Consider the following 22,418-nt stretch of genomic DNA (forward strand, 5'->3'; position numbering starts at 1 on the left):
CCGAGCGAATGCCCGGCCGCCCACGCCCCGATCAGGCGGTGGTCGCCGATCGGTCAGCTGTCGCCGATCAGTTCGGCGCCGCTGCGTTCGTTGCGTCTCTGCCCGCGGTGGCCGCGTGTCGGAGGTGCCGGACGAAGAAGCGGGTGTCAGTCCGTTCCTCTGGGACTCGGAAGTGGCTTCCGGGGAACGCGTGCAGCGTCTTGTCGTCGGATGCGATCGCGTCGAAGAGCGCCAGCCCCGTCTCGCGTCCGAGCTCCGGGTCGTCCCACGGCAGCAGGATCTCCACGGGGATCCGCACCCGGCGGGCCGCGGCGAGCAGCACATCCGACGGGAAGGCGCCGCCCAGGATCGCGGCGGTGATCCGCGCATCAGCGACGATGAGCCGGATGCCGATCTCGGTCGCCAGGGTCATCCCCTGGTAGCCGATGGGCGCATCCGTCCCGATCTCGGGCAGTGCGAGCAGGGCGTCGATCGTCGCCTGCCACTCCGGCACGGCGCGCTCGGCGAGCGAGCCGTTGAATGCGGAGACGATGCCGGCGATCGGCACGCCGGCATCCCTGGCGCGCAGCATGTCGTCGACCCAGCTCTGGTCGTCGGCCGAACGTGGACGGTCGCCGTGGCCCGGAGCATCGATCGCGGCCACCGTGAAGCCGTCGCGCAGGACGGCTGCCCTGGCGCGGGCGACGAGCGCGGGATGCCGCATGTGCAGCCCTCCGCCGTGGCCCATGAGCAGGAGCGGCCCGCCGGGCGGCGCGTCGACGGGCGACCAGAGCGCGCCGGGGATGTCGTCGAGGGTGAAGGAACGATCGACGACGCCGTCGGCGATCGTCTCGGAGGTGAACCGCAGCGCGGTTCGGGTGGAAGAGTTCATCGGCGTGGCCTTTCGTGAGTGCCGAAGGCGGCGCTCCCGACGACCTCTGACTAGCCGCGGACCGTGAACCGCAGGGGAGCACCCAGGACAGATGCAGCGTTCATGGGTCTCACCTCCTACAGAAGAATCACGATCATCGGCGACGGTAGCACGTCATCCCGGGGCAGCGACGGCACGCGGCGCGACCCTCAACGGTGCAGCGCGCCCGACGCCGTTGCACGTCGGGCATACCGTCTAGCGTGGTGGCTCGGACGAGGAGGGCCATGACGACGGAAGCGGATGCCGCGCAGCTGGTCGAGGCGCGCGTCGAGCTGCAGGTGGGTGGGCGTCCCCGGCGGATGCTCGTTGTGCGTGCCGCCGACATCCGTCCGGGCGCTCCGATCGTGGTGGCGCTGCACGGATCGAACCAGACGGGAGAGGGCCTGCGCCGCTTCGCCGGCGGCGAGTTTGACCGTTTCGCGGTGCGTGACAAGGCTGTTCTCCTCTATCTGGACGGCCACCAGAAGCATTGGAACGACGCCCGCGTCTCGATCGACTTCGCCACCCGTCTCGAGGGATACGACGACGTCGCGTTCGTGCTCGCGGCCGTCGACTGGGCGGTGGGCCGCCTTGGCGCGGATGCCGACCGGGTCTTCGCCGTCGGGTTCTCCAACGGCGGCGCGCTCGTGATCCGTCTCGCCCACGAGATCCCTGAGCGCTTCGCCGGTGCCGCGACGATCGGCGCAACGGTGCCGGCGCCGGAGAACTTCCTGCTCGCCGACGCACGACCGGGTCCGTTGCGGATGCTCTACATCAACGGCACGTCCGACCCGCTCGTGCCCTACGAAGGCGGCGTCGCCAGCCTCTGGGGTCTGAAGCCGCGGGGACTGGGGCTGTCTGCCGTGCAGAGCGCCGAGCACTCCGCGATGCAGAACGGGATCATCGCCGATCCGATCGTTCGCGATCTGCCCGCCACCGATCGTGACAAGACCACGGTCACCGTCACGGACTGGGCGCAGGACGGCCACGAGCCGGTGCGACTGATCACCGTCCACGGCGGCGGCCACACCGTGCCGGGGCACGCCAGGGCGCCGATCCTGATGGGACGCACCTCGCACCAGTTCAGCGCGGCCGACGCGATCGCCGAGTTCCTCGAGATCGCCGGCACGCCGGCGCGTGACTGAGCGCAGCGCGGCCGACCGGCGGAGCAGGGAGGGCTCGGGCCGCGACCCGACTCGGAATGCTCACGCCGGACCGTACACGTTCGTCGGCTCGAACTCGTAGATGAGCCGGTGCTCGTCGGTCATGCGCGTGAGAAAGGCATCCTCGTCGAGCTCCTCGCCGTACCAGTTCAGCGGGCCGGCGGGCCGGTGCTCCATGGTGCGGAACAGGCGCAGGTTCTCGCGCGGGGCATCCGCTCCCTCGAGCAGGGTGACGGTGCTTTCGATCGTGAGGAACGAGTACGCCTGATCGAACACGAAAAGCGTGCAGCGCGGGTCGCGTCGCAGTCGCCGGGTGCGCACGCGCTCCTGGGTGCCGCTGCTCCACAGTCGGCCGTCCACCAGAGCGACGCCGACACGAACCGCCTTCGGCGTGCCGTCTCTGGCGATGGTAATCATCGCCGCGGCGTGGTGGCTCTCCAGGAACGTGCGCTGCTTGTCGCTCAACTCCATCGTCGACTCCGTTCGATCGTCGCGACGCCGTGCCCGTCCACGGCGACATCCGGCAGCACGTCTCAGAGCGCGTCGAGCACGTCGGATGCCATGATCCGCCTGAGCGTGCTGCTGCCCAGCGCGCTCATCACCGGGTTGCTCTCCCGGTAGTACCACACCAGGCCCATCGCCTGGGCGAAAGCCCACGCGGCGCCGCGCGCCCACTCGATGCGCTCGTCGTCATCGGAGAGGCGGATGCCGTCGCTCGCCGCTCCCCGCATCCCGCGTCGCCCGACACGCTGCCGCAACGCACCGCGTGCGGGCTCGTCGAACAGGTGCCACGCCACGACGAGGTCGAGCGCCGGGTCCGCGGGCTGGAAGCCGCCGACATCGAGCACGCCGGCCAGGCGCCCGTCGCGGATCAGCAGGTTCGCCGGGATCAGGTCGGTGTGGGACATGACGTCGGCCGAGCGTCGCGGCAGCGTGCGGAGCGCGGCCCACGCGGTGCGAAGCGCCGGAACGTCGATCAGGTCGCCGCTGTTGGCGAAGCACGTCTCCAGCCATCCGTCCTGGCCGGCGAGGTCGCCGCCGCGTCCGACCCCGCCGAACGTACGGCCGCGAGTGGGCACGGACCGGAGATCAAGGATCAGCTCGGCGATGTCGTTCGCACAGGCCGCGGAGTCCGAGACGCTCGAGGCTGTCGCGATGTCACCGTCGACCCAGGTGGAGACGCTCCACGGTCCCGGGTAGCCGGCATCCGGTTCGCCGATGGCGACCACGGTCGGTGCGGGGACGTCGGTGGATGCTGCGAACTCGCGCGCGGCATCCGCTTCGCGTCGCAGGGCGGCGAGCGCCGCATCCGCATCGTCCACGACAAGCGGAAGGCGAACGGCCAAGGCATCGCCGAGGCGGAAGATCGCGTTGACCGTGCCGGAGCCAGGGGCGAAACGCACGGGCTCGTTCGCCCACTGCGGGAACTGCCGGGCGATCAGGCCCCTGACCGTCGGCACGTCGACGTGCAGCTGCCCGTCGTGCATGGAGGCGGGGCCGGACTCGGCACGCGTCACGCCGGCATCACTCACGCCGGGATCAGCCGCAGCGTCGTGGCGTGCGAGGCGGCATCGGAGACAGGCTCGATGTACTCCTGCGGGTAGTTCGCGTCGTACTTGGCGTGATACGCGCGGTCGATCGCGGCGGCGTCGCCGGGACGATCCGATCCGACCGAGGCGTCTTCGAAGATCACATCGCGGGAGACGCCGCCGATCGCGACATGGCCGGCACCCGCCTTCTTCGCCCGTGCGTACCAGAGATTGCCCGGCCCGAACGCGGACCGCACGAACGCCTCGTCGCCCACGCGCACGATCCAGATCGTCGTGACGACGCCCAGCGATCCGTCGGAGCGACGGGATGCCAGCACCACTTCGTCCTCGTCGGCGATGGTCTGCAACTCGTCCGGATCCCACGTCGCGGTCATGCCCCCAGCGTACGGTCGTGCCCGGAGATCGACCAGGGATGTCCTCCCACAGACGCGGTGTGCGACGGAGCAGTGTGTCAGGGGGGCGGTGTGTCAGGGTAAGCGCATGGCTCTCCTCCATCACGCCCAGCTCGTTCCGTCCAAGCTCGATCTGATCGCCGCATGGCTGCCGTCGCAGCCGTTCTGGCCCGCCGACGCCGATCCGACGGCGATCAGCAGGATCGCCTCGTTCCGCTTCGACGATCCGGCCGGCGAGGTCGGTGTCGAGACGCTGCTGGTCGGGGCAGGCGAACACGTGCTCCAGGTGCCTCTGACCTACCGGAACGACCGGCTCGACGGCGCAGACGGCTCGCTCATCGGCACCACGGAGCACAGCGTGCTCGGCACGCGATGGGTGTACGACGGCCCCGCGGATCCGGTGTACCTCGCCGAGGTCGTTCACGTCGCGGTGACGGGCGGCACGGAGGTGGAGCAGCACTACGAGGAGGACGGCGCACGCGTGACGAAGCCCGGCGACGCGCACGTGCGCGGCAGCGGACATCCGGGCGACGCTCTGCCGGAAGCGCTGACCGGAGAGCAGGAACCCGTCGCGGATGCGCGGCTCACGTCGGATACGACGACGACGGTGTCGCGTTGGCGGGGGCTCGAGGTGGCGGTGCGGCGCCGGGTCGCGTCGTCGAATGCGGATGATGCGGCCGGCGCCCCCGCGCTGGTCGGCGACTGGACCGGAGCGTCCGGTGCGGTGCTGGTGACGGTGGCGGGCGGCACACCCCGTTCGTAGGGTTCGGGCGCTCCGGGTCGACGGTCACGCGGGCGTCGGGAATTCTCGGAGGGCACTGGCGGTTCTCTCGCACGGCGTCACCCAGACGGAACCACCCAACCAGCGAACCAGGAGCCCAAACGACATGAAGATCGCCATCATCGGAGGCACCGGATACACCGGCGGCAACATCGCACTTCAGGCGCTGAAGCGCGGCTGGCAGGTGAGTTCGCTGTCCCGCAGCGAGCCGACGGAGCCGATCGACGGCGTCGAGTACGTCACGGGATCCTATGCCGATGCGGCAACGGTCGAGCGTTTCGCGGCCGACGCGGACGCCCTCGTGCTCGCCGTGCACGCGGTCACCGACGACGGAACGAGCGTACTCGGGCCGGCACTTCCCGGGATCGTGGATGCCGCTGTCGCCGCGGGCGCGCGTCTCGGCGTTGTCGGTGGTGCCGGCAGCTCGTACGTGTCCGACGGCGGCCCCCGACTCTTCGACACCGCGGAGTTCGAGGAGGCTTGGAAGCCGGAGGCGACGACGCACGCGACCATCCTGGAATGGCTGGAGCAGAACCACGGTGCCGGCGCCTCCGCGCTGCGCTGGTTCTACGTGAGCCCTGCCGCGTTGTACGGCAGCTATGCACCAGGGGAGGAGACCGGCGCCTACCGTGTCGGCGGCCACCTGCTGGTGACGAAGTCCGACGGATCATCCGAGATCTCGGGCCCGGACTTCGCCCTGGCGTTCGTGGACGAGATCGCCACGCCGGCGCACGAGAACCGTCGTTTCACGGTCGGACACTGACCGGGACGGCGCTTCGACGCCGTCCGTGGTTATTTTGGTCGATTAATCGACAAATTCGTCATTTCCCCTGTACGGGGGCCCTTTCGCGTCCCTAAGATCGCCCTCGCGCCGCTGTTCCAGCCCGACACTCGAACGCTGCGGCGCGGTCCGATCGTGCGCGAAGGAGCGACATGAGACTGAACAGGAGCCGACGCGGAGTCGCCGGCATGATGGCGGTCGGCGGGACGGCACTGGCACTGCTGACCGCGTCGATCGTCGGAAGCGGTGAGGCGTCACCCGCCAACGCCGCCGACGACACGACAGTGCTGTCGACGAACTTCGACGACGGCAGCTACGCGCCGTGGACGCAGGACGGCGGCGCCACGCTCGCGGTGGTCGCCAGCCCGGACGGCACGGGGGAGTCGCTGAAGATCTCCGGTCGCACGCAGGCCTACGACGGCATTCAGCTCACCACACTGCCCTCGCTGGTGCAGCCGGGCGTCGCCTACACCTACTCGTTCCAGGCTCGGCTCGCCGACGCGTCGCAGCCCGCCGGTGGCGTGCACTTCACCGTCGACGACGGCACGTACTCATGGATCTCCGGAGACGGCGCGCTGAGCGCCGACTCATGGACGACGATCACCGGCAGCTACACGCTGCCGATCAGCCTCGGCAGCGCATCCGGCAAGGTGTACCTCGACACCGGCGGATCGACATATCCCGACGTGCTCATCGACGACATCACGATCACGGGGCCGCCGGCGGACGGCGGATCCGGATCCACATGCACGTACCCGACCGGTGACACGGTCATCAGCTCGAACTTCGACGGCACGGATCAGGACGGCTGGACCGCCAGGGCGGACGGCAACGGTTCCGCCACGGTCGGCATCGTCTTAGGAGGCGCCGACGGAAGCGCGGGCGCTCTGGAGGCATCCGCTCGGCAGGACCAGGGCCAGGGCGTCGCGCACGACATCACGTGTCTGCTGCAGCCCGGTCAGACCTACGAGTTCACCGGCGAGGTGAAGTTCGGGGACGGACAGCCGACGGACAACGTCTGGCTGAGCTTGGCGAACACGGTCGGCACGTCCACGACGTACTCGACCCTCGGACAGTTCACGTCCATGTCGAACACGGACTGGGTGAAGGTCGACCAGAAGTTCACGATGCCGGCGCAGAGCGACTCCGCGCTGTTGTATCTCGAGACGACGTACTCCAGCAGCGACCTCGTCGGCAACACGTCCGACCTGTACTTCGACGATCTGTCGGTCACCGTGCCCAGCGCCCTGACCGTGCAGGACATCACGCCGATCAAGGACACGCTGCCGTTCCCGGTCGGCGCCGCCGTGAGCGACCCGGAGATCACCGGAACGCCAGGGCAGCTGCTGGTCAAGCACTTCGACCAGGTGACCCCCGAGAACTCGATGAAGCCCGAGTCGTGGTACGACGCGAACGGCGACTTCGTGACCACGAACGCCGACGCCGACGCGCTGATGACCTTCGCCCAGCAGAACAATCTGCGGGTCTACGGCCACAACCTGGTCTGGTACCAGCAGACGCCGGACTGGTTCTTCGACGTGTCGCCGACCGACAGCACGCCGCTCACCGACAGCACGGCCGACCAGGCGATCCTGCGCGCGCGACTCGACACCCACATCAAGGATGTCGCGCAGTACCTCTCCAGCACGTTCGGCGCATTCGGCAGCTCGACCAATCCGCTCGTGTCGTTCGACGTGGTGAACGAGGCCGTCTCCGACAACGCGGGAGATCCGGACGATCTGCGCCAGAGCCGCTGGTACCAGGTGCTCGGATCGGAGTACATCGCCGACGCGTTCAACGACGCGAACAGGTACTTCAACCAGCCGGCCGCCAAGGGCGGGTTCGCCGCGGACTCGGCGGCGCATCCGATCGCCCTGTTCTACAACGACTACAACACGGAGCAGGCCGGCAAGCGCGCTCGCGTTCTCGAGCTCGTGAAGAACCTGATCGCGGCAGGCGTGCCTGTCGACGGCATCGGACACCAGTTCCACGTCACCATGTCGACACCGCTGTCGAGCCTGAAGGACGCGATCGACGCGTTCAACGGCATCCAGACGGCAGACGGTCACGCCCTCTACCAGGCCGTGACCGAGCTCGACGTGCCGACCGGCACCCCGGTGACCACGGCCAACGAGATCGACCAGGGGTACTACTACAAGGGCATCTTCGACATGCTGCGCAGCGAGGCGTCGTCGGGAGCGAGCATCTTCTCCGCGACCGTGTGGGGCCTCACCGACGGCCAGAGCTGGCGCGCCGGCTCCGGTGCGCCGCTGCTGTTCGACGACGATCTGCAGGCCAAGCCCGCGTACTACGGCGTGACCGACCAGACGCTGCCCGCGAAGCAGCTGAGGGACATCGTGTTCCAGCAGAGTGCTGACGACGTGGATGCCTCGAGCAGCCGTCCGACGGGCGCGCTCGAGTGGCAGAAGCTGCCCCTGGTGCCCATCGGCGAGGCCGGGGATGCCGGATTCCAGCTGCGCTGGGCATCCGATCACCTCACCGCGTACGTGTCGGTCACTGATTCGTCGAAGGACGCGACCGATCAGGCGAGCTTCGCCTGGGGCGACGGAACGCAGACGGCCACGGTGAGCCGCAATGGCAAGGTGACCGGAACGGGAGTCACGGCGAAGGTGTCGTCCACCGCCAGCGGCTGGAGTGCGGTGGTGAACCTGCCGATCGCAGGGCTCACCGCGACGAGCACGCCATCGTTCGACGTGACAGTCACGAACGGATCCACGGTGGAGGACTGGAACACGCCCGGGTCGCTCGGCACGCTGCAGCTCGTGGAGCCGCTGTCGTTCACGACGATTCCCGAGGCGTCCGTTGCACCCATCGTCGATGGGACGAAGGATCCGGTGTGGGCGGAGGCGTCGAGCGTGACGACGAGCAAGCTGATCTCCGGATCCGCCGACGGCGCCACGGCCAGGGTCTACCAGCTGTGGAAGGACGGCTACCTCTATGTGCTGGCCGACGTCACGGATCCGACGATCGACGCGTCATCCCCGAACGCCTACGAGCAGGACTCGGTGGAGATCTTCACCGACCTGGGCAACGCCAAGAACGGCTCGTACCGTGCGGATGACGCGCAGATGCGCATCAGCGTCGACAACGCCGTCTCGTTCGGTGCGGGCGACGCCGAGAGTGCCCAGCAGGCTCGGCTGACGAGCGCGACCTCGCTCACCGCAACGGGTTACATCGTGGAGGCGCGGATCGACCTGAAGGACTCCACCGGAGTCGGCAGGTTCGAGGGCGTGGACTACGAGGTCAACGACGGCACGAACGGTGCCCGCACGGCGAACGTCGGATGGGCGGAGCAGACGGGAACGGCCTACGAGACCACCTCCCGCTGGGGCGTCGCCGAGCTCGGCGGGCCGGCGAAGATGGCGCCGGTCGTGACGCTGCAGCCCGTCGACGTCGTCGCGCACAAGAACGCGAACGTCGCCTTCAGCGCGGCAGCGATCGGAAGCCCTGACCCGACCGTCAGGTGGCAGCGCCTGACGAACGGCCGGAAGTGGATCACGGTCGGATGTGCCCGCTCCACGACGCTCACCGTGAAGGCGACTCCTGGCCTCAACGGTGCGAAGTTCCGGGCGGTCTTCACCAACTCGCAGGGCTCCGTGACCGCGAAGACGGTGACGCTGAGAGTGACGAGGTAGGGCTCGCCTACCGCTGGTTGAGCGTGTCGAAACCGGTTCCTCCCGGGTCCTGGTTTGGACACGCTCAACCGGCGGGTTGGACACGCTCAACCGGCGACGTCTCCGACCTAGACTGTGCCTCGCCGCCGTCTCGCGCGGCGAGGCACAGTCGCGTCGGTACCGGTTGCGTGAGTACCAGCCGCACCGGCACAGTCGTGGGAGGCACGTCTCGTGGGAGGCAGTTCTCGGGGGAGCTCCGTTCATGGAGGCGCAGTGACGCGGCCAGCGGGTGGACGGCGCATCGGACCGATCGGGAGGATGGGTGCGGCCGCGGCGCGGCATCCGTGGACCACGCTCGTGGTCTGGCTCATCGTCGTGGGCACCGCGGCGGCGACGGCGCTCGGCGGGATCGGCGGGCAGAACCTCTTCGACCGCCTCGCCGGATCGATCCCTCAGGTGCACCGCGAGAGCTCGCAGGGATCCGATCGGCTGGCCGCGGCATCCGGATCCACGACCACGCTGCTCATCTATGGTGTGGATCCGGGCGACCGGGAGCTGGCTGCCCGCACCACGCAGCTCGCCCAGGATCTCCTCACGTTGCCGCACACGACGGTGGTCGATCCGCTCGCTGTTCCGGGTGGCGTCCACAATCCGCAGGTCGCATCGCTCGTGGCCGCGGACGGCAGCGGGGTCCTGATCACGGCAACTGTGACCGGTGCCCGGGGTCACTCCGCGTCGCAGGCCACCGTCGATCGTGTGCAACGCCTGATGGATGCCGCAGCCTCCGACCTGCGCGCGGCCCATCCGGGCGCGACGGCGGAGGTCGGCAGCACGAAACTGCTCACTGACTCCCTGCAGGCGATCTCGGAGAACGACCTGAGGCGCGGCGAGACGGTGGCGCTGCCCATCGCACTGATCGTGGTGCTCGTCGTGTTCGGCGGATTCATCGCGGCGGGCCTGCCGCTGATCGGCGCCGGCGCATCCATCGTGACCTCTCTCGGCGTGCTGCTGGCGTTCACCTACTGGACCGACATCGCCAACACGGTCATCAACGTCGTCACCGCCGTCGGTCTCGGCCTCTCGATCGACTACGGCCTGCTCGTCGTGAGCCGCTTTCGCGAGGAGTACCGGGCATCCGTCGCCGCCAACAGCGCCATGTGCGCACTACCGCGCCAGCCGAGCGGGCGCGGCAGTGCGCACATGGCGCAGACGCCGGAGGGTACGCGGGAGCTCGAGCGCCAGGTCCGGCTCGCAGCGGTGGCGGTCGCCCTCGATCGTGCGGGACGCACCGTGCTGTTCTCCGGAACGACGTTCGCCATCGCCAGCCTCGGGCTGCTGGTCTTCGAGCCGGCCTTCGTGCGCGCGGTGGGCATCGCTGCGATCGCGGTCACGGTGGTCGCCATGCTCTCGGCCACGACGCTCATCCCCGCGATCATCGGGCTGACCGGACGCAAGCTGCTGAAGCCCGGCGCGCTCACCCGGCTTCCGTTGCTGGGCCGATACATCACGCGATTCGGCGACGTCGCGCCGGACGAGGGCTTCTTCTCGCGGCTGACGCGGCGTGTGCAGCGACACCCGGCGTGGGTGACGCTCGCCTGCGTCGTCGTGCTGCTGCTTCTCGGCAGCCCGGTCGCCACGCTCACGCTGGCGAACACGAGCATCGACGCCGTGCCGCGCGCGTCCAGCGAGTACACGTTCGAGACGACTCTCACCGATCAGTTCCCGGATGCCGCCCCTGCGCGGGTGCAGCTTGTCACCACCACGCGCGCCGACCTGGCTGCCTGGTCGGGCGACGTGCGGAAGCTCGACCACGTCACGTCGGTGCAGGATCCGCGGCGTTCCGGCGACGCGTGGACGGCACGCGTGTCGCTGGATCCGCGGGACGGCGTGGGCGTCGTGCGGGAGATCCGCACGGATCCACCGGCCTTCCGGCACTGGGTGACCGGCATCGACGCGGGAACCGTCGACCTCGCCGACTCGCTCGCGCGGGGCGCGCCCGTGGCCATCTTCATCGTGGCGGCGGGCACGATCGTGCTGCTGTTCCTCATGACGGGATCGCTCGTCGTGCCGCTGAAGGCGCTGGTGGCGAGCGCTCTCTCGCTCGGCGCATCCCTCGGCCTGCTGGTCTGCGGATTCCAGGACGGGGCGTTCGCCGGCATCCTCGGCTTCGATGCGGACCACGTGTACGGCGTGGACGTGATCGTGCTGGTGCTGGCCCTCGCGTTCGGCTTCGGACTGGCGATGGACTACGAGATGTTCATCCTGAGTCGCATCAAGGAGCGTGTGGATTCCGGCACACCCGGTCGCGAGGCGATAGCGCTCGGCCTGCAGCGCTCCGGTCGGATCATCACCTCGGCCGCGCTCATCATCATCGTCGTGTTCGCCGGATTCGCCACGGGTGACCTGCTCATCATCAAGCAGCTCGGGGTGGCGCTCGCCTTCGCGGTGCTCATCGATGCCACCCTCGTGCGCTGCCTGCTCGTGCCGGCGTTCATGACGTGGCAGGAACGCATCATGTGGTGGGCGCCGCGCTGGGCGAAGCGGCTGCACGCGAGGATCGGCATCGCGGAGGACTGAGGCGGGAAGCAGCGCGAGCGAGAAGCGCCGCGAGCGAGAAGCGCGCGGCCGAATCCGTAGGATGACGCGCATGCGTGCGAAAGGGTTGGTCGTCGCGACGGTCATCGTGCTGGCCGGGTCTCTCACCGGCTGCGCCGCGCGCATGGACGTTCCGGTGGGTGCGGATCTCGGATCGTCAGCGTCGCCCACGCCCACGCCCACGCCCACGCCGACGCTCGATCCGACGATCGCGCGCGAGCTCGCCGGTGCGCTGGCAGACATCCGCGCTCTACCGACCGTCGCGTCCGCGACGAAGCATGTCGCGCTCTTCCGGTCGACCGGCATGACCGGCGGAACCAACGGGTCACGACCGACGCCGGTAGAGCGGCATTCGTTCCACGCCTCGTTCGCGGTCGCGATGACGGCGGATGCCACGGCACGGCAGACCGCCGCCGTCACCAGGACGCTCGCCCGCGATGTCGGCTGGACCGGTGTCGACCTCGCGATCGACACGCCGGCCACGAGCGATCGGATCGCCACGCGCCAGAGCTGGACCGGCACGTTCGACGGCAACGTCGACCAGGACAACTCGATCGGAGTCGCCGAAGGACTCTTCGTGCTCGCGGCGACCCCGGGCGTGCAGTCGCTGTCCGTGAGCATCCCTTACACGGGCCGCATCGACTACGGGTCTCTGACCATCGACGTGAGCCCGAACGACGACGCCACCCTCGCCGCCGTGAAGGCGGTCATCAAGACGACCGAGTTCCGCGACATCACGTTGCACGGTTCGTTCGCGAACGGCGCGAAGCCGTAGCGGATCCGACGGCGACGGACGCCGACGTTACCGCGCCCTGGCCCCTCCGCGACGGCCGGCGAGGTACTCGGCGGGCATGCCGGGGCCGATCCGCACGGAGACGTCGTCCGCGTCGACCGCACCGTGGGTCTCGCACACCGCAACGGCATGGACGGCGTCCCCGCATCCGGAGTGCTGGTAGAGGATGGGCGGCTCGATCGGCGAAGCCCACTCGTCGCCCCACTCGGTGAGGGCGATGAGTGCGACAGCGAGTGCGCGACCCTTCTCGGTGAGCACGTAGTCCGAGGCGGCATGCCGCCGCATGACGCCGCTCGCGACGAAGGCGTCGAGGCGGGAGGCGAGCACGTTGGTGGCGATCCCGAGGTTGTGCTGGAAGTCCCCGAATCGTCTCACCCCGGCGAACAGGGCGTCCCGGATGATGAGCAGGCTCCACCGTTCGCCGACCACCTCGAGAGATCGCGCGATCGAGCACACCTGGGAGTCGTAGTTCTTTCCCAACATGGCTCGACGCTAACACTTGCGTCACGCAAGTTGACTGACTAGTGTCACTTGCATCACGCAAGCACAGGCATCCGCGACGCGAATTCTGGCGGACGCATGCCGTGGGCTCCCGACACGTACTCGACGAAAGGACCGGCCATGAGCACGGACTACACGACGACCATCACCGTGGATGCCACGCCGCACGAGGCATTCGAGCGGATCAACGACGTCTCGGGGTGGTGGGGTCGCATCACCGGGTCGACGACGGCGGTGGGGGACGAATTCGTCTACGTGGTCCCCGGACTGCACTACAGCGGATTCCGGATCACCGACCTCGTGCCCGACAGACGAGTCGCCTGGCTCGTCACGGGCAGCTACCTCGACTTCATCGACGACAAGCAGGAGTGGAACGGCAGCACCGTGCGCTTCGAGATCGCGGAGTCCGAGCACGGAACGCTCGTGACGTTCACGCATGAGGGTCTGTCGCCTGACGTCGAATGCTACGGAGCGTGCTCGAACGCGTGGAGCATGTTCGTGAACGGCAGCCTCAAGGACTTCATCGAGAAGGGCGAGGGCCGTCCGTACCTCTTCGGAGGCGACGAGGACCTCTCCGCCGACGATCACGAGGCGCTCCACCGCGGTGTGCGGGAAGCGGTCGCACTCGCCGACTGATCGCCGAATCGCCCGCCCGTCTTCACCGCTCGCCCCCTTCGCGCGCCTCGCCCATGTGCAGTCGGATGAAGAGGGGCGGGCCGGCGCAAAGGGGGCGAGCCGGCAACGCGGAGCATTAGGCATGTCGGACATGCCTAATGCTCCGTGATCGCCTCCACGGCCAGCGTGATGGCGATCGCCAACATCATGAGCGCGATGAGCACGTCGAGCACCCGCCATGCCACGGGCGAGCGGAACACCGGGCGCAGGGCTCGCGCGCCGAATCCGAGAGCCGTGAACCAGACGGCGCTGGCGAACGCGGCGCCGAGCGCGAACCACCAGCGGCCAACTCCGTACCCGTTGCCGACCGTCCCCATCAGCACGACCGTGTCCAGGTAGACGTGCGGATTGAGCCAGGTGAAGGCGAGGCAGGCGGCGATGGTCGGCCACAGCCCGACGGGACCGGATCCGGATGCCGGATCGAGCTCGCCAGGACGGATCGCCCGCCTCGCCGCCAGAGCACCGTAGAGCACGAGGAACGCGACGCCGATCCAGCGCACCGCGACGAGCACCCACGGGGTCGCCAGGATGATCGCGCCCACACCCGCGATGCCTGCGGTGATGAGCAGCGCATCCGTTCCCGCGCACACGATCACGATCGGCAGCACGTGCTCCCTGCGCAGCCCCTGCCGCAGCACGAACGCGTTCTGCGCGCCGATCGCCACGATGAGCGACATGCTGAACCCGAAACCGGCGAGCACCGTCGCCGCCGGCGCGGCCTGGGTCGCGACCTGAGCGACGACGTGGGTGGTCAGCCGACCGGACACCGAGCCGCCGAGGCCGCTGAAGGCCTCAGCGGCGGCCAGGGTGGGGAAGGACAGCAGGGGCACCGCACGAGACTATGGGGATCGCACTCTGAAGCACAGCTTCAGTTTCTACAGGTGCAGTAGCATCGCTTCCGATGGAGATCGATCTCGCGCAACTCCGTGCTCTCGACGCCGCCGTGACCCACGGCACGCTGGATGCCGCCGCGCGCGCCCTGCACATCACGCCGTCGGCCGTGAGCCAGCGCATCCGCGCGCTGGAGGCATCCGTCGGACGGGTGCTGCTGGTGCGGTCCAAGCCGGTGGCGGTGACGGATGGCGGCGCCGCGGTGCTCCGGATCGCCCGCCAGATCGACGCCCTCACCGCAGAGCTCGCGGCCGAGGTCGCCGGCGGGGCCGCGGATGCTGCTACCGTGCGTCCGCTCGTCCCGCTCGCGGTCAACGCGGATTCCCTCGCCACCTGGGTGCTGCCCGCTCTCGCCGGTCTGCGCGACGTGAGCTTCGAGTTCCATCGGGCGGATCAGGAGCACACCGCCGGCTACCTGCGCGACGGCACGGTGATGGCGGCCATCACCTCGGAGTCGACGCCGGTGCAAGGCTGCACGGTCGAGCAGCTCTGCGTCGCGCGCTACCTTCCGTGCGCGTCCCCGGAGTTCGTCTCGACGTGGTTCCCGCACGGGGTGACGCGGGCGGCACTGGCATCCGCTCCGCTGGTGGACTTCGACCGGGAGGACGAACTGCAGCGCAGGTACCTGGCCGGCAGAGGCGTGACGGACGCAACCCCGCCGCGCTGTCAGGTGCCGGCATCCGCGGACTTCGTCGCAGCCCTTCGCCTCGGGTTCGGCTGGGGAATGGTGCCCACCTGGCAGCTGGATGACGCGGGCGAGAGCATCACCGTGCTCGACCGCCGTGGCGTCAATGTCACCCTGTACTGGCAGCAGTGGAACCTGCGCAGCGCAGCGCTCGATCGGGTGCGCGCGGCGATCGTGGCGGGGGCTGCCGGTCTGCGCTGATGGCGGCCGGCGCTTGCGAGGTCACACCTCAACAGGGACGAGCACGAAGACGGGGATGATCCGGTCCGTCTTCTTCTGATACTCGGCGTAATCCGGCCAGACGGCCACCGCCCGCTCCCACCAGGCATCCCGTTCGGCGCCCTCGGCCAGATGCGCGAGGTAGTCGTGGCGTTCCGTGCCGTCCTGCAGCTCGACGTTCGGGTTCTTCACGATGTTGTGGAACCACGTCGGATGCTGCTCGGCGCCACCCTTGGACGCCACCACCGCGTATTCACCGTCGTGCTCGACCCGCATCACCGGATTCTTGCGGAGCTTGCCGCTCTTGGCGCCCACCATGGTGACGACCACGATCGGCACACCGCGCAGCGTGTTGGCCTCGCGGCCGTCGGAAGCCTCGAACTCCTCGACCTGCTTGCGTGCCCAGCCGGAGGTGCCCGGCTCCCATTCACCTGCCAGCGGCATGGCTTGCGACCCTTTCTGCGACTCGTCCCAAGAACTCCACGGCGTGGAGCGGATCCGGCGTGCGCGCCGACACGTAGGCGGCGGTGAATCCCAGCTCGCGCAGCGCATCCAGACGGCCGACGAACTCGTCGAAGTCGGTGTCCGGCGTGATCGCTGTCGTCGTTGTCTTCTCGACGGTGTCGTAGTCGCGGCCCTCGATGTCGCACCAGTGCCGCAGCACATCGAGCTTGTGAGCCGCATCGGGGGAGCCGAAGATGTTGCAGGCATCCGCGTACCGGGCGACGTAGCGCAGCGTCTTCTGCTCGCCGACACCGCCGATCATCAGGTACGGACGCGGCTTCGTCAGCGGCTGCGGCGAGTTGAGGGTGCGGCCGAGGTGGTAGTGCGTTCCGTCGTAGGGGCCTTCGTCATCACTCCACATCTGCAGGCAGATCTGGAGCGTCTCCTCCAGACGCTCGAACCGCTCTTTCGTTGGCGGGAACGGGATGCCCAGCCCCTTCGACTCCTCCTCGTTCCAACCGGCTCCGATGCCGAGTCCGGCCCGACCGCCGGAGAGCACGTCGAGGGTGGAGATCTGCTTGGCGAGGATGCCGGGCTCGCGGTAGATGACGCCCGTCACGAGCGTGTGCAGGAGAACCTTCGTCGTGCGCGCCGCCAGGAATCCGAGGGCTGTGTAGCCCTCCAGCATCGGCTTCTCGGGGGTTCCGATGTTGCCGATCTGCCAGAAGTGGTCCATCACGGTGATGCGCGTGATGCCGGATGCCTCTGCCTCGGTCGCCGCGCGAGCCAACGTGGCTGCGAGAAGGTCGTCCGGAACGTCCCAGGTGAAGTTCGCGATGTGGAAGCCGATGTCCATACGCGGCACGTTAGCGGGCCTGCCCCTGCCGTGCGACCGCCGCTCAGACCTACCGGTACTGGGCGACGAGGGGACAGGCGAACGGATCTCTCGCCTGAAGGCCCACCCGGTTCAGATAGCCGACGACGATGGCGTACGACTGCGCGAGGGTGGTCTCCGTGTACGGGACGCCGTTCTCGAGACAGTGGTCGCGCACGATGATCCGCGCCTTGGCCAGATGCGGGCGTGCCATGCTCGGGAACAGGTGGTGCTCGACCTGATAGTTCAATCCGCCGAAGAGGGCCGTCGCCCACCATCCGCCCGTGATGTTGCGGGATGTCAGCACCTGCTTGGAAAAGAAGTCCAGCTTGGTGTCGCGCGGCACGATGGGCATGCCCTTGTGGTTGGGCGCGAAGGACGCGCCCATGTAGATGCCGAACACGGCGAGCTGTACCCCGACGAACGCGGCGGCGATCCCCGGCGGCAAGAAGATGAACAACGCTCCGAGATAGAGGGCGAAACGGATCGCGATCAGCGCGATCTCGGTCTTGCGGCGCTTCACCTCGCCGCGGCCGAAGAGCAGCCGGATCGACGTGAAATGCAGATTGATGCCCTCCAGCGAGAGCAGAGGGAAGAACAGGTAGCCCTGGCGGCGGGTGATCCAGGCCATGACCCCGGTCTGCTTGGCGGCGTCTTCCTCGAGGAAGGAGATCGTGTCGACGGCGATGTCCGGATCTTTCCCCACCTGGTTCGGATTGGCGTGGTGTCGCGAGTGCTTGTTCATCCACCACGCGTAGCTCATGCCGATGACGAAGGCTCCGAGGAAACGCCCGAGCCGGTCGTTGGCCGGGCCCGAGGCCAGGATCTGCCGGTGCGCCGCCTCATGGGCGAGGAAGGCGAACTGCGTGAGGATCAGGCCGAGGACGCCCGCGAGGATGAGCTGGAACCAGCTGTGCCCGAGAAGGATCATGCCCGTGAGGACACCAGCAGTGGCGAGTACGAGGCCCGTCGTGACCAGCAGGTAGAAGGTGCGGGTACGGCCGAGGAGGCCCTTCGCCTTCACGGCGCGCGAGATCTGAGTGTAGGACGCGGTGGGATTGACGCCGTTGGCGTTCTTTCGGCTCGTCGCCCTGAGCGGGCCGAGCCGATTCTCCACGAGCGCCGTCGCTGTTGAGGAGGCGATGAGAGTATGCCGTTCGATGGGCAGCCCTGCGGCTGGTTGGACGCCAAGGGCAAATCGCCGATCGCTGAACTGAGACTATCCGTTGGAGGCACCATCAAACCGGCAGAAGGCTGGTAATCGGATGGTCCTTCGCGCCGGTTTCGCGCACGACTCGGTTCCGCGAGGTCGCGGCGTGATCGGCAGAATGGGATCCATGGCTACGCGTGAACTCCAGGTCGGATACGCCGCGATGCTCGAGCAGTTCGCCCCGATGGAGGTCGTCGAACTGAGCGCGCACGCCGAACAGCACGGCTTCTCGGGGGTGATGGCCGCCGACCACTTCCAGCCGTGGGTGCCGACGCAGGGACAGGCATCCTTCGTCTGGAATGTGCTCACCGCGCTCGGCGAGCGCACCAAAGGAGACCTCGGACCCGGCGTGACGACGCCCAGCTTCCGGTTCCACCCGGCGATCGTCGCTCAGGCTGCGGCCACACTGGCGGCCATGTATCCGGGCCGGACCTGGCTGGGACTGGGATCGGGCGAGGCCCTCAACGAGCACATCGTCGGCGGCTACTGGCCAGAGGCGCCCGAGCGCATCAATCGCATGTTCGAGGCGATCGACATCATCAAGAAGCTGTTCTCCGCCTCGCTCGCCGGACGAGACACGAAGCACTCCGGACAGTTCTTCAAGCTCGAGTCGACCCGGCTCTGGACCATGCCGGAGCAGGCACCCGAGATCCTCATCGCGACGGCGGGTCCCGTCACCGCCAAGCGCGCCGGTCAGAGCGTCGACGGTCTGATCACGGTCGGTGCGCCGCTGGAGAAGATCAGCGGGCTGTTCGCCAAGTTCGACGAGGGGCAGCGCGATGCAGGCAAGGATCCGGATGACGCGCCTCGCGTTCTGCAGCTGCACATGAGCTGGGCGCCCACCGACGAGGAGGCGCTCGCGAATGCGGTGCGCGAGTGGCCGAACGGCGGCATGAAGTTCCCGAAGGCCGACATCCGCTCGCCGTTCGAGTTCGAACAGATCGCCAAGCTGGTTCGCCCGGAGGATTTCGAGGGTCGCATGGTCATCTCCAGCGATCCGGACGTGCACCGTGCCGCCATCCAGAAGTACGTCGATCTCGGTTTCGACCGGGTCTACCTGCACAACGTCGGCCGCAACCAGCGGGAGTGGATCGAGGTCTTCGGGCGCGACGTGCTGCCCGCACTTCACCGATGACGGAGGGCGGCCCGAGCGTCGACCTCGAGTCGGCCCGCGAGGCAGGCTCCGTCGCTGCCTGGGCCGTGCCAGGCGTTCCGGAGGTCGTCGCGGGCGACGATCTCGCAGCGCTCATCGGCGACGCACTCGAAGCGGATGCCGCGGCTCACCCGGAGCGGGCGCTCCAGGCGGGCGACATCCTCGTCGTCACGAGCAAGATCGTGTCGAAGGCCGAGGGACGCGCGATCGCCGCGGACGACCGCGAGCAGGCGATCACGGATGAGACGGTCCGCGTCGTCGCGACCCGCGCCTACGACGGCGGGCTCACGCGCATCGTCGAGAACCGCCAAGGAGTGGTCGGTGCCGCCGCCGGAGTGGACGCCAGCAACGTCGCGGAGGGCAGCGTGCTGCTGCTCCCCGCGGATCCGGATGCGTCGGCGCGCGCCTTCCGTGAGGCCCTCGTCGAGCGCTTCGGCCTCGACCTGGGCGTGATCGTCAGCGACACCCTGGGACGCGCGTGGCGTATCGGACAGACCGACATCGCGATCGGTGCCGCCGGCGTGCGCGTGGTCGACGACCTGCGAGGACAGACGGATGCAGCAGGGCGGCCCCTCGCCGTCACTCAGCCGGCCGTCGGCGACGAGCTCGCCGGCCTCGGCGACCTCGTCAAGGGCAAGGCGAGCGGATGCCCTGTCGCGGTCGTGCGCGGCGCGGCGCGCTTCGTCAACGGCACTCCGGCCGATGAAGGACCGGAGCTCTTCATCACGGGACGCTCCCTCGCCCGCACCGGTCCCGGCGACATGTTCCGCCTCGGAACGGACGAGGCGCTCGCCGAGGGATACCGACAGGGGTTCGCGGCCGGTCTGGCACTCGCGCGCGGCGACGAGCCGCGCTGGACGGTCATCGTGCCGTTCAAGGGCGGCGTCGGCGCCAAGTCGCGGTTCGCCGCCGAACCCGGCGTCGATCGCCGCCTGTTGTCCGCAGCGTTCCTGACCGACACACTGCACGCCGTTCGGGGGTCGCGGTCGGTGGAATCCGTGATCGTCGTGTCGGGCGAACCCGGACTGTCCGACACGCTGGGCGCACTCGTCGACGCGGTCGTGCCTGATCCGGCGATGGGCCTGAACGCGGCAGTGGCAGCAGGCGTCGCTGCGGCGCGCGCAGCGCACCCCGGGACGTTCGCGGCAGTGCTGGTCGGCGACCTGCCGGCGCTTCTGCCCGACGACCTCGACGCTGCCCTGGGCCTGGCGGTGGAGGCGGCGAGGTGCGGGCATCCGTACGCGTTCGTCCCCGACCACGACGGAACAGGAACGACGGTGATCACGGCTGCGCCGGGTGCCGCCGTGTCGTCACGCTTCGGGCGCGACTCGCGCGCGCACCACGCCGATGCGGGATATCACGAGCTCGTGGTGCCGGCCGGGTCCTCGCTGCGCCTGGACATCGACGACGTGGCGACGCTGCGCGGAGCGGTGGACCGTCTGGGGCGGGCGACGCAGGAACTGCTCGGTCCCATCGCGTAGCCGCACGAGGCCGTACACCGGCCAGGTCAGAGGCGGTCAGGTCAGACGCGGAGGTCGCCCTCTGCGACCACGATCCCGTCGCCGTGCAGCGTCACGGCGTCGCCGTCCACATCGACGGACAGCAGGCTGGGTCGTCCGACCGCGTGTCCTTGGGCGACCACCACGGTCGGGATCGGAGGGACGAGCTCGTCGCGAAGCAGTTTGACCGCGAGCGGACCGGCAGCCGTCCCGGTCGCCGGGTCTTCCGCGATGCCCATCGTCGGGTTGAAGAAGCGCACGTGGGCATCGGCCTCCGGCTCCACGGCGTCCAGGCTGAACACCGCGCATCCCTCCGCCCCGATGGAGGACAGCAGCGCCGACAGCGCGCCAGGGTCGGGCCGTGCCGCGTCGACATCGGCGCGGCTCCGGAGCGGGACGAGGAGGTGTGCGGCGCCCGTGGAGACGACCTCGGGCACGAGCTCGACGAGTACCGCATCCGGCGTGATGCCCAGGGCGCGCGCGAGCGGCTCACGGTCGTCGAAGGTCGCGAGACGCTGCGGAGGTGACTGGCGGATGGCGACGTGCGCGGCATCCGGCCTGACTCCGGACACCGTCACGGCGTAGTTCTCCTCGCCGATCGCCTGCGAGAAGGTGGTCCGCTCGCCGTCGAGGTGTCCGGATGCCGCCAGCCACGCCACGGCGCCGAGCGCGTTGTGCCCTGCACCGAACACCTCTGCTCCCGTCGGCGTGAAGGAGCGCAGCCGCCAGTCCGCCGATCCGTCTCGCGCGGGGTCCGTTCGCAGCACGAACGCCGTCTCCGACTGGTTGAACTCGCGGGCGAGGGACTGCAGCACTGAATCCGGTCGGCCGTCGGCGCCCTGCACCACGACGACCGGATTACCGGTGAGCGGGCGAGGAGCGAACACATCCACGTAGGCGAAGCGCATGAGGCTCACCGTATGGGGTGGCGCATCGGGCTGCCCGGCGCGCGTCGTGGAACGTCATACGTTCGGGCTCTTGCGTGTCATCGACAATACGCGATATCGTGCCGTCGTGCCTCATTCACCTGCCAACCCGGGAAGTGTGAATCATCGAGCCACGAGCGGTGATCCCGAGCGAGACGTCGACACAGGCGGCGACACTGTCCACGACGCCGACCGGCGGGACGACGTCCGGATTCCGGCGCGAGCCGCCGAGGTCCTGCGTGCGGCACGGCAGCGCTCCGGCCTCACGCAGACCGAACTCGCACAGTTCGCCGGCGTGACGCAGAGCGTGATCAGCGCCTACGAATCGGGCCATCGGGATCCGTCGCTCACCATGCTGACGAAGCTCGTCGAGGCGGCAGGATGGAAGCTCGAGATCTCGCTGGGCGCCGGGACCGCGGCATCGCGGCGTCGCCCCCTGGCAGAGATCGTGCACGAGCATCGCGATGAGCTCATCGCGGCATTCGCCGAACGCGGCGGGCGCAACCTCCGCCTCTTCGGCAGTGCCGCGCGCGGTGAGGACGGACCGGACAGCGACGTCGACCTCCTGGTCGATCTCGACGAGCACGTGGGAATATTCGACCTCGCGGGAATGTCCATCGCCGCCGAGAAAATTCTCGGTGTTGCTGTCGATGTCGCGCCGGCCAACGCACTCAAGCCGCGAGTCGCCGAGTCGGCGCTCGCCGAAGCGATTGCGGTGTGAGGGCAATGGTTCGGCGTGATCCACAACGACTCGACGAGCGC

The 22,418-nt window shown here is 68.9% G+C and carries 21 protein-coding genes; 11 read left to right on the plus strand and 10 right to left on the minus strand.

Annotated elements, in window-relative coordinates; all coding sequences use genetic code 11:
- Window positions 1-67 precede the first annotated feature (67 nt).
- Window positions 68-871 (minus strand): alpha/beta fold hydrolase, encoded by an 804-nt coding sequence (locus ACX9R5_RS08335; protein ID WP_459408514.1) that lies wholly within the window; start codon window positions 869-871, stop codon window positions 68-70.
- A 263-nt stretch (window positions 872-1,134) separates the two neighbouring features.
- Between ACX9R5_RS08335 and ACX9R5_RS08340 the strand changes: the two genes are divergently transcribed.
- Complete coding sequence (locus ACX9R5_RS08340) at window positions 1,135-2,034, plus strand: CE1 family esterase (protein ID WP_459408515.1); 900 nt, start codon at window positions 1,135-1,137, stop codon at window positions 2,032-2,034.
- A gap of 60 nt (window positions 2,035-2,094) precedes the next feature.
- On the opposite strand, the gene ACX9R5_RS08345 is transcribed toward ACX9R5_RS08340, so the two are convergent.
- The 3 genes from ACX9R5_RS08345 to ACX9R5_RS08355 form a co-directional block, all read right to left on the minus strand.
- A complete protein-coding gene (locus tag ACX9R5_RS08345; RefSeq protein ID WP_459408516.1) occupies window positions 2,095-2,523 on the minus strand; it encodes a pyridoxamine 5'-phosphate oxidase family protein in 429 nt (142 codons plus the stop codon).
- 62 nt (window positions 2,524-2,585) lie between these two features.
- Window positions 2,586-3,584, minus strand: coding sequence for a phosphotransferase (locus ACX9R5_RS08350; protein ID WP_459408517.1), 999 nt, complete (start codon window positions 3,582-3,584; stop codon window positions 2,586-2,588).
- Entirely contained in the window at window positions 3,581-3,976 is a 396-nt protein-coding gene (locus tag ACX9R5_RS08355) for a DUF2255 family protein (protein ID WP_459408518.1), read from the minus strand. The genes ACX9R5_RS08350 and ACX9R5_RS08355 overlap by 4 nt, the downstream gene beginning before the upstream one ends.
- A 106-nt stretch (window positions 3,977-4,082) precedes the next feature.
- Between ACX9R5_RS08355 and ACX9R5_RS08360 the strand changes: the two genes are divergently transcribed.
- The 5 genes from ACX9R5_RS08360 (at window position 4,083) to ACX9R5_RS08380 (ending at window position 12,561) form a co-directional block, all read left to right on the plus strand.
- On the plus strand, window positions 4,083-4,757 hold the full coding sequence (locus ACX9R5_RS08360; RefSeq protein WP_459408519.1) for a maltokinase N-terminal cap-like domain-containing protein: 675 nt from the start codon (window positions 4,083-4,085) through the stop codon (window positions 4,755-4,757).
- A 124-nt stretch (window positions 4,758-4,881) separates the two neighbouring features.
- On the plus strand, window positions 4,882-5,538 hold the full coding sequence (locus tag ACX9R5_RS08365; protein ID WP_459408520.1) for an NAD(P)-dependent oxidoreductase: 657 nt from the start codon (window positions 4,882-4,884) through the stop codon (window positions 5,536-5,538).
- Between the two features lie 170 nt (window positions 5,539-5,708).
- Window positions 5,709-9,212, plus strand: coding sequence for an endo-1,4-beta-xylanase (locus ACX9R5_RS08370; protein ID WP_459408521.1), 3,504 nt, complete (start codon window positions 5,709-5,711; stop codon window positions 9,210-9,212).
- A gap of 252 nt (window positions 9,213-9,464) precedes the next feature.
- Window positions 9,465-11,768, plus strand: a complete 2,304-nt coding sequence (locus ACX9R5_RS08375) for an MMPL family transporter (RefSeq protein ID WP_459408522.1) — start codon at window positions 9,465-9,467, stop codon at window positions 11,766-11,768.
- 70 nt (window positions 11,769-11,838) lie between these two features.
- On the plus strand, window positions 11,839-12,561 hold the full coding sequence (locus ACX9R5_RS08380) for a hypothetical protein (protein ID WP_459408523.1): 723 nt from the start codon (window positions 11,839-11,841) through the stop codon (window positions 12,559-12,561).
- 27 nt (window positions 12,562-12,588) lie between these two features.
- Here ACX9R5_RS08380 and ACX9R5_RS08385 read toward each other — a convergent pair whose 3' ends face one another.
- Window positions 12,589-13,062 carry a winged helix-turn-helix transcriptional regulator gene (locus ACX9R5_RS08385; protein ID WP_459408524.1) on the minus strand — a complete coding sequence of 158 codons (474 nt, stop codon included), beginning with the start codon at window positions 13,060-13,062 and terminating at the stop codon, window positions 12,589-12,591.
- A gap of 138 nt (window positions 13,063-13,200) precedes the next feature.
- Here ACX9R5_RS08385 and ACX9R5_RS08390 point away from each other — a divergent pair, with 138 nt between their 5' ends.
- Window positions 13,201-13,716, plus strand: coding sequence for an SRPBCC family protein (locus ACX9R5_RS08390; RefSeq protein WP_459408525.1), 516 nt, complete (start codon window positions 13,201-13,203; stop codon window positions 13,714-13,716).
- A gap of 134 nt (window positions 13,717-13,850) precedes the next feature.
- On the opposite strand, the gene ACX9R5_RS08395 is transcribed toward ACX9R5_RS08390, so the two are convergent.
- Window positions 13,851-14,432 carry a LysE/ArgO family amino acid transporter gene (locus ACX9R5_RS08395; RefSeq protein WP_459409052.1) on the minus strand — a complete coding sequence of 194 codons (582 nt, stop codon included), beginning with the start codon at window positions 14,430-14,432 and terminating at the stop codon, window positions 13,851-13,853.
- 224 nt (window positions 14,433-14,656) lie between these two features.
- Here ACX9R5_RS08395 and ACX9R5_RS08400 point away from each other — a divergent pair, with 224 nt between their 5' ends.
- Window positions 14,657-15,532, plus strand: a complete 876-nt coding sequence (locus tag ACX9R5_RS08400; protein ID WP_459408526.1) for a LysR family transcriptional regulator ArgP — start codon at window positions 14,657-14,659, stop codon at window positions 15,530-15,532.
- Window positions 15,533-15,553: 21 nt separating this feature from the next.
- Here ACX9R5_RS08400 and ACX9R5_RS08405 read toward each other — a convergent pair whose 3' ends face one another.
- From ACX9R5_RS08405 to ACX9R5_RS08415, 3 genes are read right to left on the minus strand one after another with little or no spacing between them, the layout of a single operon-like run.
- Window positions 15,554-15,994: a nitroreductase family deazaflavin-dependent oxidoreductase gene (locus ACX9R5_RS08405; protein ID WP_459408527.1), complete on the minus strand. Its 441-nt coding sequence runs from the start codon at window positions 15,992-15,994 to the stop codon at window positions 15,554-15,556.
- Window positions 15,978-16,850, minus strand: coding sequence for an LLM class F420-dependent oxidoreductase (locus tag ACX9R5_RS08410; protein ID WP_459408528.1), 873 nt, complete (start codon window positions 16,848-16,850; stop codon window positions 15,978-15,980). Before ACX9R5_RS08410 ends, ACX9R5_RS08405 begins: the two co-directional genes overlap by 17 nt.
- A 49-nt stretch (window positions 16,851-16,899) precedes the next feature.
- The gene (locus tag ACX9R5_RS08415) at window positions 16,900-17,985 is read right to left on the minus strand and encodes a fatty acid desaturase family protein (protein WP_459408529.1); all 1,086 of its coding nucleotides are present in this window, start codon (window positions 17,983-17,985) and stop codon (window positions 16,900-16,902) included.
- A gap of 220 nt (window positions 17,986-18,205) precedes the next feature.
- Between ACX9R5_RS08415 and ACX9R5_RS08420 the strand changes: the two genes are divergently transcribed.
- Window positions 18,206-19,213, plus strand: a complete 1,008-nt coding sequence (locus tag ACX9R5_RS08420; protein ID WP_459408530.1) for a TIGR03557 family F420-dependent LLM class oxidoreductase — start codon at window positions 18,206-18,208, stop codon at window positions 19,211-19,213.
- Window positions 19,210-20,712, plus strand: a complete 1,503-nt coding sequence (gene cofE / locus ACX9R5_RS08425; protein WP_459408531.1) for a coenzyme F420-0:L-glutamate ligase — start codon at window positions 19,210-19,212, stop codon at window positions 20,710-20,712. The genes ACX9R5_RS08420 and cofE overlap by 4 nt, the downstream gene beginning before the upstream one ends.
- Window positions 20,713-20,753: 41 nt before the next feature.
- Here cofE and ACX9R5_RS08430 read toward each other — a convergent pair whose 3' ends face one another.
- The gene (locus tag ACX9R5_RS08430; protein ID WP_459408532.1) at window positions 20,754-21,638 is read right to left on the minus strand and encodes a PhzF family phenazine biosynthesis protein; all 885 of its coding nucleotides are present in this window, start codon (window positions 21,636-21,638) and stop codon (window positions 20,754-20,756) included.
- 106 nt (window positions 21,639-21,744) lie between these two features.
- Here ACX9R5_RS08430 and ACX9R5_RS08435 point away from each other — a divergent pair, with 106 nt between their 5' ends.
- Window positions 21,745-22,377 (plus strand): helix-turn-helix domain-containing protein, encoded by a 633-nt coding sequence (locus ACX9R5_RS08435; RefSeq protein WP_459408533.1) that lies wholly within the window; start codon window positions 21,745-21,747, stop codon window positions 22,375-22,377.
- Window positions 22,378-22,418 lie beyond the last annotated feature (41 nt).

Source organism: Rathayibacter sp. CAU 1779 (genome assembly GCF_054551755.1).